Annotated in this window: 17 protein-coding genes; 7 read left to right on the forward strand and 10 right to left on the reverse strand. The window is 38.5% G+C overall.

Annotation, left to right across the window (positions count from 1 at the left end; all coding sequences use genetic code 11):
* The first annotated feature begins 124 nt into the window (after positions 1-124).
* Positions 125-1,027: a COX15/CtaA family protein gene (locus ACH0CI_RS12480; protein WP_406901527.1), complete on the forward strand. Its 903-nt coding sequence runs from the start codon at positions 125-127 to the stop codon at positions 1,025-1,027.
* A 39-nt stretch (positions 1,028-1,066) separates the two neighbouring features.
* On the opposite strand, the gene pyc is transcribed toward ACH0CI_RS12480, so the two are convergent.
* The 3 genes from pyc to ACH0CI_RS12495 all read right to left on the reverse strand — a co-directional run bounded on the left by pyc (position 1,067) and on the right by ACH0CI_RS12495 (position 6,250).
* A complete protein-coding gene (gene pyc / locus ACH0CI_RS12485; protein ID WP_335707015.1) occupies positions 1,067-4,516 on the reverse strand; it encodes a pyruvate carboxylase in 3,450 nt (1,149 codons plus the stop codon).
* A gap of 133 nt (positions 4,517-4,649) precedes the next feature.
* Positions 4,650-5,840, reverse strand: coding sequence for an FtsW/RodA/SpoVE family cell cycle protein (locus ACH0CI_RS12490; RefSeq protein ID WP_014460986.1), 1,191 nt, complete (start codon positions 5,838-5,840; stop codon positions 4,650-4,652).
* 143 nt (positions 5,841-5,983) lie between these two features.
* Entirely contained in the window at positions 5,984-6,250 is a 267-nt protein-coding gene (locus tag ACH0CI_RS12495) for an Fpa/YlaN family protein (RefSeq protein WP_370506486.1), read from the reverse strand.
* Between the two features lie 281 nt (positions 6,251-6,531).
* On the opposite strand from ACH0CI_RS12495, the gene ACH0CI_RS12500 reads away from it, so the two are divergent.
* Positions 6,532-7,032, forward strand: coding sequence for a hypothetical protein (locus ACH0CI_RS12500; protein WP_013082306.1), 501 nt, complete (start codon positions 6,532-6,534; stop codon positions 7,030-7,032).
* Positions 7,033-7,069: 37 nt separating this feature from the next.
* Here ACH0CI_RS12500 and ACH0CI_RS12505 read toward each other — a convergent pair whose 3' ends face one another.
* Positions 7,070-8,398, reverse strand: coding sequence for a PhoH family protein (locus ACH0CI_RS12505; protein ID WP_013056072.1), 1,329 nt, complete (start codon positions 8,396-8,398; stop codon positions 7,070-7,072).
* A gap of 216 nt (positions 8,399-8,614) precedes the next feature.
* Between ACH0CI_RS12505 and ACH0CI_RS12510 the strand changes: the two genes are divergently transcribed.
* Complete coding sequence (locus ACH0CI_RS12510; RefSeq protein WP_013056071.1) at positions 8,615-9,214, forward strand: YhcN/YlaJ family sporulation lipoprotein; 600 nt, start codon at positions 8,615-8,617, stop codon at positions 9,212-9,214.
* Positions 9,215-9,240: 26 nt separating this feature from the next.
* On the opposite strand, the gene ACH0CI_RS12515 is transcribed toward ACH0CI_RS12510, so the two are convergent.
* Complete coding sequence (locus ACH0CI_RS12515; RefSeq protein ID WP_406901528.1) at positions 9,241-9,696, reverse strand: pyridoxamine 5'-phosphate oxidase family protein; 456 nt, start codon at positions 9,694-9,696, stop codon at positions 9,241-9,243.
* Between the two features lie 185 nt (positions 9,697-9,881).
* On the opposite strand from ACH0CI_RS12515, the gene ACH0CI_RS12520 reads away from it, so the two are divergent.
* The gene (locus ACH0CI_RS12520; protein ID WP_013056069.1) at positions 9,882-10,082 is read left to right on the forward strand and encodes a YlaI family protein; all 201 of its coding nucleotides are present in this window, start codon (positions 9,882-9,884) and stop codon (positions 10,080-10,082) included.
* 1 nt (position 10,083) lies between these two features.
* Positions 10,084-10,518 carry a hypothetical protein gene (locus tag ACH0CI_RS12525; RefSeq protein ID WP_335708465.1) on the forward strand — a complete coding sequence of 145 codons (435 nt, stop codon included), beginning with the start codon at positions 10,084-10,086 and terminating at the stop codon, positions 10,516-10,518.
* A 26-nt stretch (positions 10,519-10,544) separates the two neighbouring features.
* On the opposite strand, the gene ACH0CI_RS12530 is transcribed toward ACH0CI_RS12525, so the two are convergent.
* A complete protein-coding gene (locus ACH0CI_RS12530) occupies positions 10,545-10,862 on the reverse strand; it encodes a YlaH-like family protein (protein WP_043979535.1) in 318 nt (105 codons plus the stop codon).
* A 160-nt stretch (positions 10,863-11,022) separates the two neighbouring features.
* Entirely contained in the window at positions 11,023-12,861 is a 1,839-nt protein-coding gene (gene typA, locus ACH0CI_RS12535) for a translational GTPase TypA (protein ID WP_013056066.1), read from the reverse strand.
* Between the two features lie 113 nt (positions 12,862-12,974).
* Here typA and ACH0CI_RS12540 point away from each other — a divergent pair, with 113 nt between their 5' ends.
* Positions 12,975-13,160: a YlaF family protein gene (locus ACH0CI_RS12540; RefSeq protein ID WP_028414104.1), complete on the forward strand. Its 186-nt coding sequence runs from the start codon at positions 12,975-12,977 to the stop codon at positions 13,158-13,160.
* 108 nt (positions 13,161-13,268) lie between these two features.
* On the opposite strand, the gene ACH0CI_RS12545 is transcribed toward ACH0CI_RS12540, so the two are convergent.
* Together ACH0CI_RS12545 and ACH0CI_RS12550 are read right to left on the reverse strand one after the other, a co-directional pair.
* On the reverse strand, positions 13,269-14,075 hold the full coding sequence (locus tag ACH0CI_RS12545) for an inositol monophosphatase family protein (protein ID WP_014460992.1): 807 nt from the start codon (positions 14,073-14,075) through the stop codon (positions 13,269-13,271).
* Between the two features lie 195 nt (positions 14,076-14,270).
* Positions 14,271-14,456 (reverse strand): hypothetical protein, encoded by a 186-nt coding sequence (locus ACH0CI_RS12550; protein WP_013056063.1) that lies wholly within the window; start codon positions 14,454-14,456, stop codon positions 14,271-14,273.
* A 268-nt stretch (positions 14,457-14,724) separates the two neighbouring features.
* Between ACH0CI_RS12550 and ACH0CI_RS12555 the strand changes: the two genes are divergently transcribed.
* A complete protein-coding gene (locus ACH0CI_RS12555) occupies positions 14,725-15,360 on the forward strand; it encodes a YktB family protein (protein ID WP_406901529.1) in 636 nt (211 codons plus the stop codon).
* Between the two features lie 305 nt (positions 15,361-15,665).
* Here the strand turns inward: ACH0CI_RS12555 and ACH0CI_RS12560 are convergent, their stop codons facing one another.
* Positions 15,666-15,935, reverse strand: coding sequence for a UPF0223 family protein (locus ACH0CI_RS12560; RefSeq protein ID WP_013056061.1), 270 nt, complete (start codon positions 15,933-15,935; stop codon positions 15,666-15,668).
* Positions 15,936-16,030: the final 95 nt, after the last annotated feature.

Consider the following 16,030-nt stretch of genomic DNA (forward strand, 5'->3'; position numbering starts at 1 on the left):
CATTATAACAAATTCAATCAAGTTTATGGAGAATAAATGAAATTTATGTTTAATATACAAAAAGATTAGAATAAAATGTTTAGCTCGTTATATTACTTACTTTGCTTTTAGGATGGTGATTATTGTGCGACTTGGATTAAAGTTTTTATCCGTTGTGACGAGCATAGCCATGTTACTTATTCTACTTGGCGGTGCTCTTGTTACGAAAACTGGTTCAGCAGACGGGTGCGGAGATTCTTGGCCTCTGTGTAACGGACAGCTCATTCCCGACCCTTTAACATTTGAAACCGTTGTTGAATTAAGCCACCGCTTAGTTTCTGGCGTGTCGGGCTTTCTTGTACTCGCTTTATGCGTATGGGCGTGGATTTCACTAGGACATATAAAAGAAGTTAGACCTTTAGCGTTTATCTCTTTTTTCTTCCTAGTACTGCAAGCATTAATTGGGGCCGCTGCCGTTATGTGGGGGCAATCAGATGCGGTGCTTGCTCTTCATTTTGGTATTTCCCTTATTTCGTTTGCTTCTGTACTGCTGTTAACACTTATCATCTTTGAAGTGGATCAAAAGCTCGACACAGCTAATATGCAGCTAGGCTCTAAAATGAAAAAACATATTTACGGGGTTATCTTATACACATATTCCGTTGTGTACACGGGCGCGCTTGTTCGCCATAAAGAAGCTAGCTTAGCCTGTCCAGACGTTCCATTTTGTTCAAACGGAAACGGTTGGCTACCCGTTGATTTGAATCAGTGGATTCAAATGGGACATAGATCCGCTGCTGTTTTAACGTTTGTATGGATTTTAGCTGCCTTTATCCATGCAGTTAAATATTATCGTCATCAAAAAAATATTTTTTACGGATGGTTAGCTGCTCTCATTCTAGTTATTTTCCAGGCGGTTTCCGGTATGCTTGTTGTTGTCACACGTCTGCAGCTAGAGCTCGCGCTTGCTCATTCTTTAATTATCTCTTTCCTATTCGGTGTATTAAGCTACTTGACCTTACTTGCAACGCGTCATACACATAATTAATCAAAAAAGGTACGAGCTCTGAGCTCGTACCTTTTTTAATTAGCTTTCTAATTCAATTAATAAATCTCCCGGCTGGATGCCATCTCCATTCGATACGTGTACTTGTTTAATCACGCCGTCAAATGGTGCTTGCACGGTTGTTTCCATTTTCATTGCTTCTGTGATCATTAAGTGATCACCTTTTGAGACTTTATCGCCTTTTTCTACTACTACTCGAATAACGGTTCCAGGCATTGAAGCGCCAATGTGGGCCGGATTTCCTTGGTCGGCTTTTTGTTTTGCCGTAACGGTTGTTTTGACACTTTCGTCTTTAATCACGACTTCACGAGGCTGACCGTTTAATTCAAAGTATACTGTTCGCGTACCGTCTGCCTGCGGTTCTCCAATGGATACAAGGCGAACGATTAAGGTTTTTCCTTTTTCAATCTCAATTTCAGCCTCTTCTCCTAAACGCATGCCGTATAGGAAAGTCGGTGTATCAAGAACAGAGATGTCTCCGTATTGTTCGACTGCTTTGTGATAATCCATAAATACTTTTGGATACAGCGCATAAGCAATGGCGTCAAAACTCGTCACTTGACGATTTAAGTCTTTAAATAGCTTTTCTTTCACTGCATCGAAGTCCACATCTTCTAACAGTTCTCCAGGACGAACTGTAATAGGTTTTCTGCCTTTTAGAATGATGCGCTGAAGCTCTTTAGGGAATCCCCCGTGAGGCTGTCCTAAATACCCTTCAAACAATTCAATAACGGAATCCGGGAAGTCAAGCGTTTCACCCCGCTCAAACAGCGTTTCTTCTGTCAAATTGTTTTGAACCATAAACAATGCCATGTCTCCAACTACTTTTGATGATGGCGTAACTTTTACAATATCACCAAATAACAAATTCACGCGTGAATACATATCTTTTACTTCATCCCAGCGGTTTCCTAAACCAACTGCTTTTGCTTGTTGCTGTAAGTTGCTATATTGACCGCCTGGCATTTCATGCTCGTACACTTCCGTATGAGGAGCATTCATCCCGCTTTCGAAGTCTTGGTAATATTTTCGCACGTCTTCCCAATAGTAAGAAAGCTCTTCTAGATTTTTAATATCCAGATTTGGTCTGCGGTCCGCACCTTCTAATGCGTAATAAAGAGAGTTAGCGCTCGGCTGAGACGTTAAGCCTGCCATTGAGCTTACGGCTACGTCTACAATGTCTACACCTGCTTCAATTGCTTTTGCGTACGTGTACACACCGTTTCCGCTTGTATCATGCGTATGAAGGTGAATTGGAATATCAACCGTTTCTTTTAGAGCCGATACTAAATCATAAGCTGCCTGTGGTTTTAAAAGACCCGCCATATCTTTAATGCCCAGGATATGTGCTCCAGACTGCTCAAGCTCTTTTGCTAAGTTCTTGTAGTAATCCAAATCATACTTACGGCGCGTCGGATCTAAAATATCACCTGTATAACACATCGCTGCTTCTGCAATCTTCCCTGTTTGACGAACGGAGTCAATTGCAAGAGTCATTCCTTGCACCCAGTTTAAGCTGTCAAAGATACGGAAAACATCAATACCTGCATAAGCTGATTTTTCAACAAATTCCTTGATTACATTATCAGGATAGTTTTTATATCCAACCGCATTTGACGCGCGAAGAAGCATTTGGAAAAGAACGTTTGGCGCTTGTTGACGTAAAGTAAGCAAGCGATCCCACGGATCTTCTTTTAAGAATCGATAAGCGACATCAAACGTTGCTCCTCCCCACATTTCCATAGAAAATAAATCCGGAAGCAAGCGTGCAGTTGGGTTAGCTACTTGTTTTAAGTCGTTTGTACGAATACGCGTTGCTAAAAGAGACTGATGGCCATCACGGAAGGTTGTATCCGTTAATAGCACTTCCTTGCGTTCTTTCACCCAATTTACTAGCCCTTCAGCGCCTTTTTCATCTAAAATCTGCTTTGTTCCGTTTGGAATTGGTTGTTTTATATCGACATTAGGAACACGCGGTTTCGTAAAGATTGGCTTTTTCTTTTCCGATACACCTGGGAATCCGTTTACCGTAACATTCCCAATGTATGTAAGCATTTTAGTTCCGCGGTCTTTTCGCTTAGGGAAGACGAAAAGTTCAGGCGTTGTATCAATAAAGGATGTATCATAAGCGCCTGTTAAGAACTTATCATGCTTTACTACATTTTCAAGAAATGGAATATTGGTTTTAATTCCACGAATACGAAACTCTTTTAAGTTCCGTACCATTTTTGATGCGGCTTGATCGAATGTTAAGGCCCATGTTGTTACTTTTACTAATAGTGAATCATAATACGGCGTAATGACAGCACCTTGGAAGCTGTTTCCCGTATCTAAACGTACGCCAAAACCGCCACCAGAACGATAAGCCATAATCTTACCCGTATCCGGCATAAAGTTATTTAACGGGTCTTCTGTCGTTACACGAGATTGAATTGCATATCCATGTACGTGAATTTGGTCTTGTGCAGGAATAGACACTTCCTTGCTGTGAAGTGCGTAGCCGTCCGCAATTAAAATTTGCGATTGAACGATATCAATACCTGTAATCATTTCAGTAATTGTGTGCTCTACTTGAACACGTGGATTTACTTCAATAAAATAAAAATCGTTTCCTGATACTAAAAATTCTACTGTACCAGCATTTATGTACTGCACTTTTTCCATCAGCTGCACAGCTGCTTCACAAATGCGGAGACGTAAGTCTTCATCTATAGAAACACTTGGTGCTACTTCTACTACTTTTTGGTGACGACGCTGCACTGAACAGTCGCGTTCGTAAAGGTGCACAACATTTCCTTGTTCATCACCTAAAATTTGCACTTCAATATGTTTTGGATTTTCAACTAGTTTCTCGACGTATACTTCATCATTACCAAAAGCCGCTTTTGCTTCTGATTTGGCACGATCATAAGATTCATTCAGGCTGTCTGCATCGCGAACGATACGCATGCCTCGACCGCCTCCGCCCAAAGCTGCTTTGATCATTAGAGGATATCCATGCTGATTAGCAAATTCTTTTGCTTCGTCAATTGAATCAATAGGACCATCTGTACCAGGAATAACGGGAATATCTGCTTGAATAGCCTGATGACGTGCTTTTACTTTATCGCCAAACATATCAAGATGCTTGGATTTTGGGCCAATGAAAATAATGCCTTCTTCTTCGCAACGTTTTGCAAATTGGATATTTTCTGACAAAAAACCATAGCCAGGGTGAATAGCATCTACATCATGAGACTTAGCAATGTCGATGATGCCTTCTATATCTAAATAAGCATCAATCGGCTTTTTATCCGCTCCTACTAAATAGGCTTCATCCGCTTTGTAACGGTGATAAGAACCTGCGTCTTCCTTCGAATAAATTGCAACAGTCCGAATATTCAGTTCAGTACATGCTCGAAATACACGAATCGCAATTTCTCCTCGGTTTGCTACTAATACTTTTTTGATTTTTTTAGTTACAAAACTCATGTTGCTAATCTCCTCTCAATTTCGTATAAACTTCAATATATAGCAAAATTGGATAAAAGAAAAGCAAAAATCAATGGAAAATAATAAAATCCCAATAAATTTTTGCTTTTTTTACACAATTTTTTTACGAAAATCAATCACTTGTTGTTGATGTATTGTTCGGATGTAGCACAATATTTTCCGTATTTTTCTGTTTTTTATTTTGATAATTTACGAAAAACGAAATATTTACAATAATTCCCATAGACACCATAAGCGTTAGCAGCGAAGACCCTCCGTAACTGATAAACGGAAGCGTGACGCCGGTAATCGGAATGAGTCCCGTAAGCCCTCCAAGGTTAATGCCTGTTTGAATACCTATCATACTGGCTACTCCAATACAAATCATGCTAGCAAACGGATCCTGAGATTTTTTAGCCAGCATTAAAATTCTAAAAATTAAGAAGCCTAAAAGGCCCAGCACGAGCATAACTCCAAAGAATCCTAATTCTTCTGCAATAATGGCCATAATGAAATCGGTATGGGGCTCGGGAAGATAACCATACTTTTGTACACTTTCTCCTAAACCAAGGCCTTTTAAGCCTCCTGTACCTATTGCTAAATATGAATTAACCAGCTGATAACCGGTTCCTTGAGCATTAGCAAACGGATCTGACGCACCGGTAAAACGGCCGATTCGATTGGCAGTAAACTGACCTGTAAAAAAACCAATCGTAATAATGACCGTAAGCAAAATAATACCTAGTGCTAGCATGCGGAAAAAGGTTTTTTTAGAGATTCCCGAACATAGCATAATGGTAACGGCAATAGCAAAAATAATTGATCCCGTTCCAAGATCAGGCTGAATAGCTACAAAGCCTAATATTAGAAATACAAGACCCATAGGTCCAAAAAAAGCTTTTTTGATGTTGTCAATATACTCTTGCCTTTTAGACAAAACATACGATAAGTATAAAATGACAACAAGCTTGGCATACTCAGCCGGCTGCATGTTTGCCCCGCCAAGCTGCAGCCAACTTTGCGCATTGTTACTCGTATGTCCCATTACAAACACAAGCAAAAGCAGTACAAAAATGCCTAGAATCGCATAAGGCAGTATTTTAGGATACAGCTTGTAAGGTGTTAGCATTGTTAAAATGAACAATACAAGCGTAAAAGCAAGCCACATTTTTTGTCTGTTGTAAAAGAAATCGCTTGATGTATGATATCTTGTAATACTTACAATCATACTTGAACTGTAAACCATAACTAGTCCAACCGCACAAAGAAGCAGCACTGGAATTACAATTGAATAGTCAAAATGCCTAAATATTTTTTTTACCATAACCCTCTTCCTTTAAAAATGACGTGTTTCTGTTTCGTTTCATCTTTTATGTACAAATTTGAGTAAATTAGGAAATTTTAACCACCTGTAATAAAAAACTCAAACTACGTTTATATATAGTTTGAGTTTCGATCGCGTGATTTTTATTTTTTTGTAAACGCTTCATGCAGTGCAGAAAGTTCACGCTCGAGGCGGTCTAGCAATGTTTTTCCAACACGTTCATCAATTAAACCAAGACGAACTGCAAAATCAATTTCTCTTGATAAACCAAACATTTGTGTATCTAAAACCTCTTCATAAAGAGGACATTGTGGCATTGTTAAGTTATCCATTTGAACTTGAATTAATTGCAAAATCTTATCTGCATCAGCTTTTAACAACGCATACGCTTTTTCACGATGATCTATCATTGTCTCAGGCGTCAAACTCAATCCCTCCGTTCGCGAGCGATTACCTAATCTATCTCTCAATTTTAAAGGCTATGCTCCAAAAAAGCAAGGATAAACATGTCCGTGAGGCTGGTCGTCTTTTTTATACTGTTACTTTCTCAAAACCGTTACCATAGATGTAGGAAATTTCGCACTTTCGTTGACTCTTACATTATATCATACGAGAATCACTCTCAACTAAATTTTTTCATCAAAGTGACAAATAAGGAGAAAGCGCTTATACTTTTAGCAAGGGGGCATTTATGATGAATTCAATTATTATGTTAAAAGGAAAAGTAAAATATACGCTGACACTCGACCCAAGCGTGTGGATTTTCGATGACCGCAAGCTCGATATGGAGGTTTTCTTTGAACATCCACCGGAGCAAAAAGACGAAACAGAAGCGTACACAAAGGCTGTTTCGAAGCACTGGGATCGTGAAATTCAAGAGGGAGCCGTCTTTCCTCCTACGTTAAAAACTGAAAAGAAATTCAAAAAACAGGAGCTAGTAAATGGAACATTCGGCATTTTATTTGCACCTTTTCTAGCTAACGCTTCACCTACTGAAGAAGCTACCAACGTTTCATTTAAAACAAAAGACGCACTGATTTCTTTTTCATTAGAAGAAGCACAAAAACTAATCTTTGGTTTCAGCCAAGATGGAAAGCCTCTTAGAGAAGATGGGCCTATCTATGTCTATTTACCTGATGGATCTAACCGAAATAACCCTATTAAATATGTGGAAGAAATCATCGTTACATAATAAAAGAAGCGGGGTTCCAAAAGGAACCCCGCTTCTTTTAAAGAATATCAGCTGCTAATTGTGCTAGCCCGGAGCGCTCTCCTTTGATTAACCGGACGTGGCCCGATACTTTTTGCTCTTTAAACTTTTCAACTACGTACGTTAATCCGTTGTTATATTCATCTAAATAAGGATGATCAATTTGAGCCGGATCTCCCATAAGGACAATTTTACTCTTTTCCCCTACCCTTGTTAAAATTGTTTTAATTTCATGCTTCGTTAAATTTTGCGCTTCATCAATAATAATGAACTGTTCCGGAATGCTTCGGCCTCTTATATACGTCAAGGCTTCCACTTCTATTGAACTGAGCCCCGCTAGAATGGCATCCAGTTCTCCAGGTTTTTTAGTGTTGAATAAGTACTCTAGGTTATCATAAATTGGCTGCATCCATGGACGAAGCTTCTCCTGCTTTTCTCCTGGCAAGAATCCAATATCTTTTCCTAAAGGAACAATTGGACGAGCTACAAGTAGCTTTTTAAAACACCCTAGATCTTCCGTCTGCATAAGTCCTGAAGCTAAAGCAAGCAGCGTTTTACCCGTACCTGCCTTTCCAATTAACGTGACCAGTTGAACGTCGTCTCTAAGAAGAAGTTCTAACGCCATAATTTGCTGAACATTTCGAGGTTTGATTCCCCAGATATGATCATATTCAAATAACAGTTTTTTTACTTTCGTTGTTGTTTGATCGACAATGCCGATGGCTGATCCGGATCCTCCAAATGCATCTTTCATCACTAAGAATTGATTTGCAAAAAAGGAGTGGTTCGCAATTTGAGACGTTAGCAGCTCTCCTTTTTCGTAAAATTGACTCAGCAGCTCTTTTGCAATATAGACTTCTGAAAAGCCTGTATAAATACTATTGAATTCCACTACTCGATCACTTAAAAAATCTTCTGCTCTTAAACCGATTGCGTCAGCCTTCACACGTACCAACACATCTTTACTTACTAGTATCACTTCACGTCCATCTTCTTTTGTTTCCTCTTCAAGGGATAAATTTTTAGCAACAGCTAAAATTCGATTATCATTTGTTTTTTCCACAAAGATTTCTTGAAGCTGCTGAAAAGAGCGATGATTGAGTTCAATTCGCAAATGGCCCCCATTTTCTAACGGGATTTTCTCATATAACTTTCCATGTTGTCTCAAGTTATCAATGAGTTTGGATACCTGTCTTGCATTTCGTCCGACTTCATCCATATTTCTTTTTTTCGAATCAACTTCTTCTAGCACAACGGCTGGAATCACTACTTCGTTATCATCAAATGAAAAAATTGAATGCGGATCTTGTAATAAAACATTCGTATCTAATACATAAATTTTTCCCAATAATTCAGCCTCCTACTCCGATTGTTTTTCCTGTAAGGAGTGAAACAAGGCACCCATCCATTTATATACTATGTAACGCACATGTGTGAAGTGAACTTAAATGGACGGACCATTTTCTTTAAATATATGAACACGTGTATAAAGATAGAAGAACTATTAGAAACTAAATACAAATTACTACAAAAAATGAGTCATTCATAAGGAGGAGTCTCCCACATGAACAAATTTTTTCTATCCATTAGCTTATGTTTTATTACACTAACCGGCTGCAACAATAATCAGGCAGACGTTGAAGAAGGACAAAAAACAGATCGAATTGTACAGGTCAAAAATTCATCTCCTGAACGCTCTCACAAGCGTACTGCTAATGAAATATCAGCCCATTTAGTTGAACTGGCTTCAAGCGTTCCGAATGTAAATGATGCTACTGCCATTGTGCTCGGCAAGTATGCAATCGTAGGCATTGACGTCGGCAAAGATATTGATCGTTCAGAAGTAAGTTCAATCAAATATACAGTTGCCGAAGGTCTGAAAGCTGATCCGTACGGCGCTAACTCTGTTGTTATTGCAGATCCTGATACGGTCGCTCGACTAAAACAAATTGGAAATGAAATTCGCAAAGGTCGGCCGGTTACAGGATTTTTAGATGAATTAGCAGCCATTGTAAACCGAGTGATGCCTGAATTTGCAGAAGAAATCCGCCGAAATCCTAGTTCAACAGATACAAACAATCAAAAATTAAATAATAAACAAGAGCAAAATTTAAAGAATGAGCAGGAAAAACAATCTAATAATCACCTTCAAAAAAATGAATAAGAAAGTCGCTTAGCGGCAGGCTGCTGCTAAGCTTTTTTTATCGCTTCAATTACTTGCTTATCGAGTTTAGCGGCCGCTACTGGATCATAGGTCTTTTCATATGAAGGGTTTACTGAAATCTTAGAGCCATAGAACATGACATCTCTTACTTCATTAATATCTAGTTCAATTAGCGTCAGCTTTAAAGCTACTCCTTCTAACTTTTCTTGCAATACCTCAGCTATTCCGCTGATTGAGTAGCATGATTCATTAGCAAGAATATTTACCACTGCTTTATTCGTATGTTTAATGTTTTCTACAATCCTCGATTTGACATCTACGGCAAATCGAATTTTTTGTTTAGTCGGAGCTACTAACCACGAAATGGCACTAACATTTGGAGCATTTGTTTCAAAATCAATAGTTGAAATGGTTGCAAATCTCTCTGTCTGTAGCTCATCGTATAATGCATCTACTAATTGAGTCTCGACTTCGTTGGCCATTTTCATCCCTCCTACTGTTTATGTACTTACTAGTTACTATCTTCGAGCTAACAAGCAAAATTACCTGCTTCTTTAGGAATGTTTTCCTATCGTTCCTTTTCTCCTGAGAGATAGCACCGCAAAAAAACTTTATAAAACAAGAATTTTCGGCTAGAATGATGTATAGAGAAGTTGAGGTGATAGAAATGAGAGTACAATGTGTCATGTGCGATAAAATTGAAACAATTGAGGATGAAACGCTCGTGGCAAAACGACTGCGCAACCGTCCTATCCATACATATATGTGCAATGAATGTTCTGAACGGATTGAAAAACGAACAAAAGAACGCATAGCTACTGGTAACTTTAAACTATATGAGTCGAAAAAGACAGAGGAGGATTGGTAAGGTGCTCCGTTTAGGAATAAGTATCGGCATGTTCAGCGGGATTATCCTTGGGTTATGTTTGAAATGGATAGAATGGCTAACCGGCAAACAAGTTTATACCCTTTTATTAAATGTTGATTTTATTCCTATCATTGGCCCTATTCAATGGCCTGAATGGGTGGAGTTTGTTTTTCATTTATTCATTGCCGTTGCAATTGGGATCGTTTTTGTTTACATAGTAGGTAAATTAAACAATATGTCTATTCGAAAAATCGTATTGTGTTCTTTTTTATTAACACTTCCAACCATTCCTTTGTATTTTCCGTTGACGCTGCTTGCGCTTAAGCCTACGCCTGCAGTAGATGATGCAGTAGCAATTTTTTATTGGACAGCTGGCCATTTAATTTTCGCAGCCGCTCTTGTCTTCGGCTATAGCATACTAAAAAGACGCTTGTAGCTACAAGCGTCTTTTTATGTAGTCTGTTATGAACCCAACGTGGAGTTTTGCTTTTTAGCCTGATACAGCCGTATTTTATAAATAATTAATACAAGCGCTGCAACCACTAGCCCTTCAGCTACAGGTAAAAAAATGCCTAAAAACGTTAAAATCGTACATCCAAAAGCTAAAAATAGATAAATAACCATAGATTTTAAAAGCGGCAGCTTCTTTGCAAACCCGAGTTTGTACACGAGAACAGATAGCCCTAAAATAGTAAAGTATAACAGCCACATTCCTATTTTTGCATGTTCATCTACTTGATACAAAGCAGCAAAAAATGAAAGGTGTTCTTTTACATCCATCTTTCTTCCCCCTATTCTTTACTTTACATTATTCGATATAAGCCACCTTTTTCCTTTCCAAATTCTCTCTTTATAAAACGCTTTCAAAAAATAGAAAATTCTGATATAATTGATAAAAAACAAGCCGCTAGCAAATAAAGCTAACGACTTCCTTTTTTTATTATTTCGTGTCAGCGTATTTTTTCTTTTTCGCTGCTTTTTCACGTTCATTTTTATCAAGAATTTTTTTACGTAGACGAATAGATTCTGGTGTGATTTCACAATATTCATCTTCGTTTAAATATTCAAGTGATTGCTCTAAAGACATAATACGAGGTTTTTTCATACCTGTTGTTTGATCTTTGTTAGCAGAACGCATATTCGTCATTTGCTTCATTTTACAGATGTTAACAACGATATCATTTTCACGAGTGTGTTCTCCTACGATCATACCTTCGTATACTTCTGTACCTGGCTCCACGAAAATTGTACCGCGGTCTTCTACGCCTTGGATTCCATAAGTAGATGATTTACCGCTTTCCATAGAAACAAGCACACCTTGACGGCGACCTCCAACTTGACCTTGCTGCATTGGTTGGTAGCTATCAAATGAATGGTTAATGATACCGAATCCACGAGTTAACGATAAGAACTCAGTTGTATAACCGATTAAACCACGTGCAGGAACCATAAAGATCAGACGAACTTGACCGCTGCCGTTGTTAATCATATCAACCATTTCACCTTTACGAGCACCCATTGATTCCATAATAGAACCCGTATGTTCTTCAGGCACGTCGATTTGCACACGTTCAACTGGCTCACAGCGAACGCCATCAATTTCACGAACGATTACTTCAGGTTTTGATACTTGAATCTCATATCCTTCACGACGCATATTTTCAATTAAAATAGATAAATGAAGTTCTCCACGTCCTGAAACGACCCATACATCCGGTGAATCAGTATTTTCCACGCGTAAACTTACATCTGTCTCAAGTTCAGACATTAAGCGCTCTTCAATTTTACGAGATGTAACAAATTTACCTTCACGACCAGCAAACGGTGAATTGTTTACTAAGAACGTCATTTGTAAAGTAGGTTCATCAATACGTAAAATTGGCAGTGCATCTTGGTGGTCAAACGGACATACTGTTTCCCCTACGTTGATGTCTTCCATTCCTGATACAGCGATCAGGTCTCCTGCTTTTGCTTCTTCGATTTCAACACGCTTTAAGCCTAGGAAACCGAATAATTTTGTTACGCGGAATTGTTTTACCGTACCGTCAAGCTTCATTAATGCAACTTGCTGGCCTACTTTCATTGTTCCGCGGAATACGCGCCCTACACCGATACGACCAAGATAGTCATTGTAGTCAAGCATTGCCACTTGGAATTGAAGTGGTTCGTCGCTGTTGTCTACTGGTGCTGGAATGTGCTCGATGATTGAGTCAAATAGAGATGACATGTTCTCATCTTGCTTTTCGGGGTTCGTGCTAGCCGTTCCGTTGATTGCTGAAGCATAAACAACAGGGAACTCAATTTGTTCCTCACTTGCACCTAGTTCAATAAATAAGTCAATTACTTCATCAACTACTTCAGTTGGACGAGCAAAGTCACGGTCAATTTTGTTAACAACAACAATCGGCGTTAAGTTTTGCTCTAATGCTTTTTTCAATACAAAGCGCGTTTGAGGCATACATCCTTCGTATGCGTCTACTACAAGTAGAACACCGTCTACCATTTTCATAATACGCTCAACTTCTCCACCGAAGTCAGCATGTCCTGGCGTATCCATAATGTTGATACGCGTATCTTTATAATTAATAGCTGTGTTTTTCGCTAAAATTGTAATTCCACGCTCACGCTCAAGGTCATTTGAATCCATCGCACGTTCTTCAACATGCTCATTAGTACGGAATGTTCCGGACTGATGTAATAATTTATCTACTAACGTTGTTTTCCCATGGTCTACATGGGCAATAATGGCAATATTACGTAAATCTTTACGAATGTTCACGCATTTCACTCCTATGCTTGTAATAACTAAGCTATTATATCACACTAACTCTAGAATTGCAGAATGATTTTGTTGTACACTATAAATATCCGTTACAAATGGGAGGAATCAACATGAGAAACATTAAGTGGGTATTCGTTTTATATGCATTCATCGCAACTGCAGCTATTATGTCAATTGGCATATTTATCGGAGAAGGAAGCGCTCTCGGGGTCATTTTAGCTATCGTAGCTTTAATTGTTGTAATGGGTCTTGGCTTTACGACTAAGAAAAAAATGCGAGAAAAAGGGCAGCTGTAATTTTTTTGCGATGATTGAAAGCGTCATGGCCATTTACAACATCAAAATGGTTCATGACGTTTTTTCATCACAAAATTCTTTGACTACACGTAAGTCTTCACTTCTATTTTATTTATTCCACTTTCCTTCAAGGTACGTACGAAAGATTTCGTCATGTAATGTTGGTTTGCTTACAAATACACTGCTTTTTTCAAGAATCTCTAACGGCTTCCCTTCTAAATCCGTCATGACTCCTCCAACTTCTTCAATTAACACTTTACCGGCAGCAAAGTCCCATGGAGCCAAACGTAAAGTAATGTATCCATCCAAGCGCCCAGCCGCTACGTAAGCAAGCTCAATAGCTGCGGATCCATATGAACGGGTCCCTCTTACTTTACGCACAAGCGGACTTAATACGGAAGGATCAATACGGCGGTTCTCCGTCACCCACGTTGCATTTAAGCTAATAATAGCTTCTTCAACTGGTACAGGTTCAAGTTTCGGCAATTGGATGTCATTCATAAACGCGCCCTGTCCTTTTAAAGCATGATACAGCTCATTATGAATAACATCATAAATATAACCTGCTTGTCCTACACCATTTTCGAATATACCGATGGAAATAGCAAAATTTCGCTGCTGATGAACAAAGTTCATCGTACCGTCGATCGGATCGATAATCCAAATCGTTCCTTCTTCTGATTCAAGCTCTTCCCCATATCCTTCTTCTCCGAGAATATGATGTTCCGGAAAGGTTTCATTGATTTTTGAGATAAAAAACTGTTCAATTTCTTTATCCATATTTGTTACTAAATCATTTGGATTCGATTTCGTTTGAATGAGAAGTTCTTTACTAAACGACTGTTGAATTTTTTGTCCAGCTTCTTTTAGCCACTCTTTAACGTATGTATCAATTTCTTTCCAGCGTTGTGTCATCTCAATTCCCCCTCAAAAATACGTCTCTTATTTAAGCTTAAAAAAACCTCTGCAAGATGTCAATTAACAGAGCACGTGGGAGAAGAACTGCCGCTTCTTCTCCCACGTGCTCTGTTACCACTTATGAATCTGCTCATTCAGTTTAATCCTTTTTTACAGTTTACCCATATTTGTTCTATTTTATTCCCGTGTCTGCTACTGAAGAGATATCATTTCTTCACGAAGTTTCTCGAGCTTCCGCTTACATTTTTGTTTTTGTTCCTCATTATTCTCCATCATGGCTTCATATAACGTCGCTAACTCGTAATCTAACTCCAACCGAATTACACCTAATCTTTTTTGTCCATCATTCTTCTTATACATATTCACCACTTGTTTCATGTTTCAAACACCCCTCTCAAATTATTGAACCCACTTATAGAAAACTAAATTTTCAGATATTTTGATTGATATAGTCTATGTCGAAACCTAATCTCATGCAACTAAATTGTGTGATTACCTATAAAAAAATGATAGACACGTTTTGACAAGCATATGCGAATTAATTGGTGTTTATGCTTTTGATGTGGTAGAATCTTCGCGTAAATCATACTTACTTGCATAGATGCACAGCAGCTATACATATTCACTAAAAAAACGGAGGTTTCACATGGCATTCTCAGGATTTTCACAAGATGACTTTAACGTATTCCGTATCGAGGGGCTTGATGCACGTATGGAAGCCATCAAGACAACGATACGCCCAAAATTCGAACAATTGAGCAATCATTTTGCTTCTACTCTTTCTTCACTTTGTGGAGATGAAATGTTCGTACACATTGCCAAACATGCACGAAGAACGGTTAATCCGCCAGCAGATACGTGGGTAGCCTTTGCTAACAGTAAACGCGGGTATAAAAAGCTCCCTCATTTTCAAATTGGCCTTTGGGAAACACACGTCTTTGTGTGGTTCGCCGTCATTTACGAATCACCTATTAAAGAACAATTTGGAAAGCTGCTAAAACAAAACATGGAGGAGATTCGTCAAAATATCCCAGACTCGTTTGTTTGGTCGAAAGATCATACAAAACCTGATAGTAAAAAAATGGGCGACTTATCTTCTGAAGACTTAGAGAGTTTGTTTGAACGTCTAGAGACGGTTAAAAAAGCTGAGATCCTATGCGGCATTACAATTCCAAAAGAAGAAGCGATTGCAATGAACGGCGAAGAATGGATGGCTCGTATTGAACAAACATTTCATACGGTAACTCCATTATATGAACTAACTAAAAAAGCATATGCATAATTTTAACGAATTGATATAAAAAAAATGAGGGTGACACATAACGAAAGGAAGCTCATCGAAAGACCAATAAATGGGATACATAAGCTGAAACGCTTGTGACACCGCAGTTGATTTCCCTGCGGGGTCTCGCCTGTTCCGCTTTCCCCGCAGGAGTCTTCGCCTTGCCTTCCAATCAACTGCTAGAAGAAACGAAACAGATAAACTCTATGTTCAGCGTAACAAAAAAAACGAATCATTGATCAAACAATTTGATCAATGATTCGTTTTTTACTTCGGCTAAACTACTTTTGTCCCAGTCTCATTTTTTACATTTTTATGATATCTCCAGAAGAAGCAGCCTTTGCTTTTTGAATCGTTCGATAAGAAGAGTATTTGCTTTGGTCTTCAAAATCGTTACAGATTGTTTTTTCTTCTGCTTTACTTGGCACAATTTCTTTAAATCGGCGATAGACTGCCATTAGGTGATCACGCTCAATACCTTTTTCATAAGCTCGTTCAATGCTTTCAAAAAACTTCACTACATCAATAATTTCTTCTGTACTCCAATCAAGGGAGATAGGGTATTGATATTCCACTTCTCATCACTCCATTTATTTCTTCATTCTATGTATATCTATATTCTTAACTCTATCACAATCTATAATGTACACAAAATTTATTCTCTTTTCAC

Source organism: Priestia sp. 179-F W1.4 NHS (assembly GCF_045369295.1).
In the GTDB taxonomy this organism is placed as follows: Bacteria; Bacillota; Bacilli; order Bacillales; family Bacillaceae_H; genus Priestia; species Priestia zanthoxyli.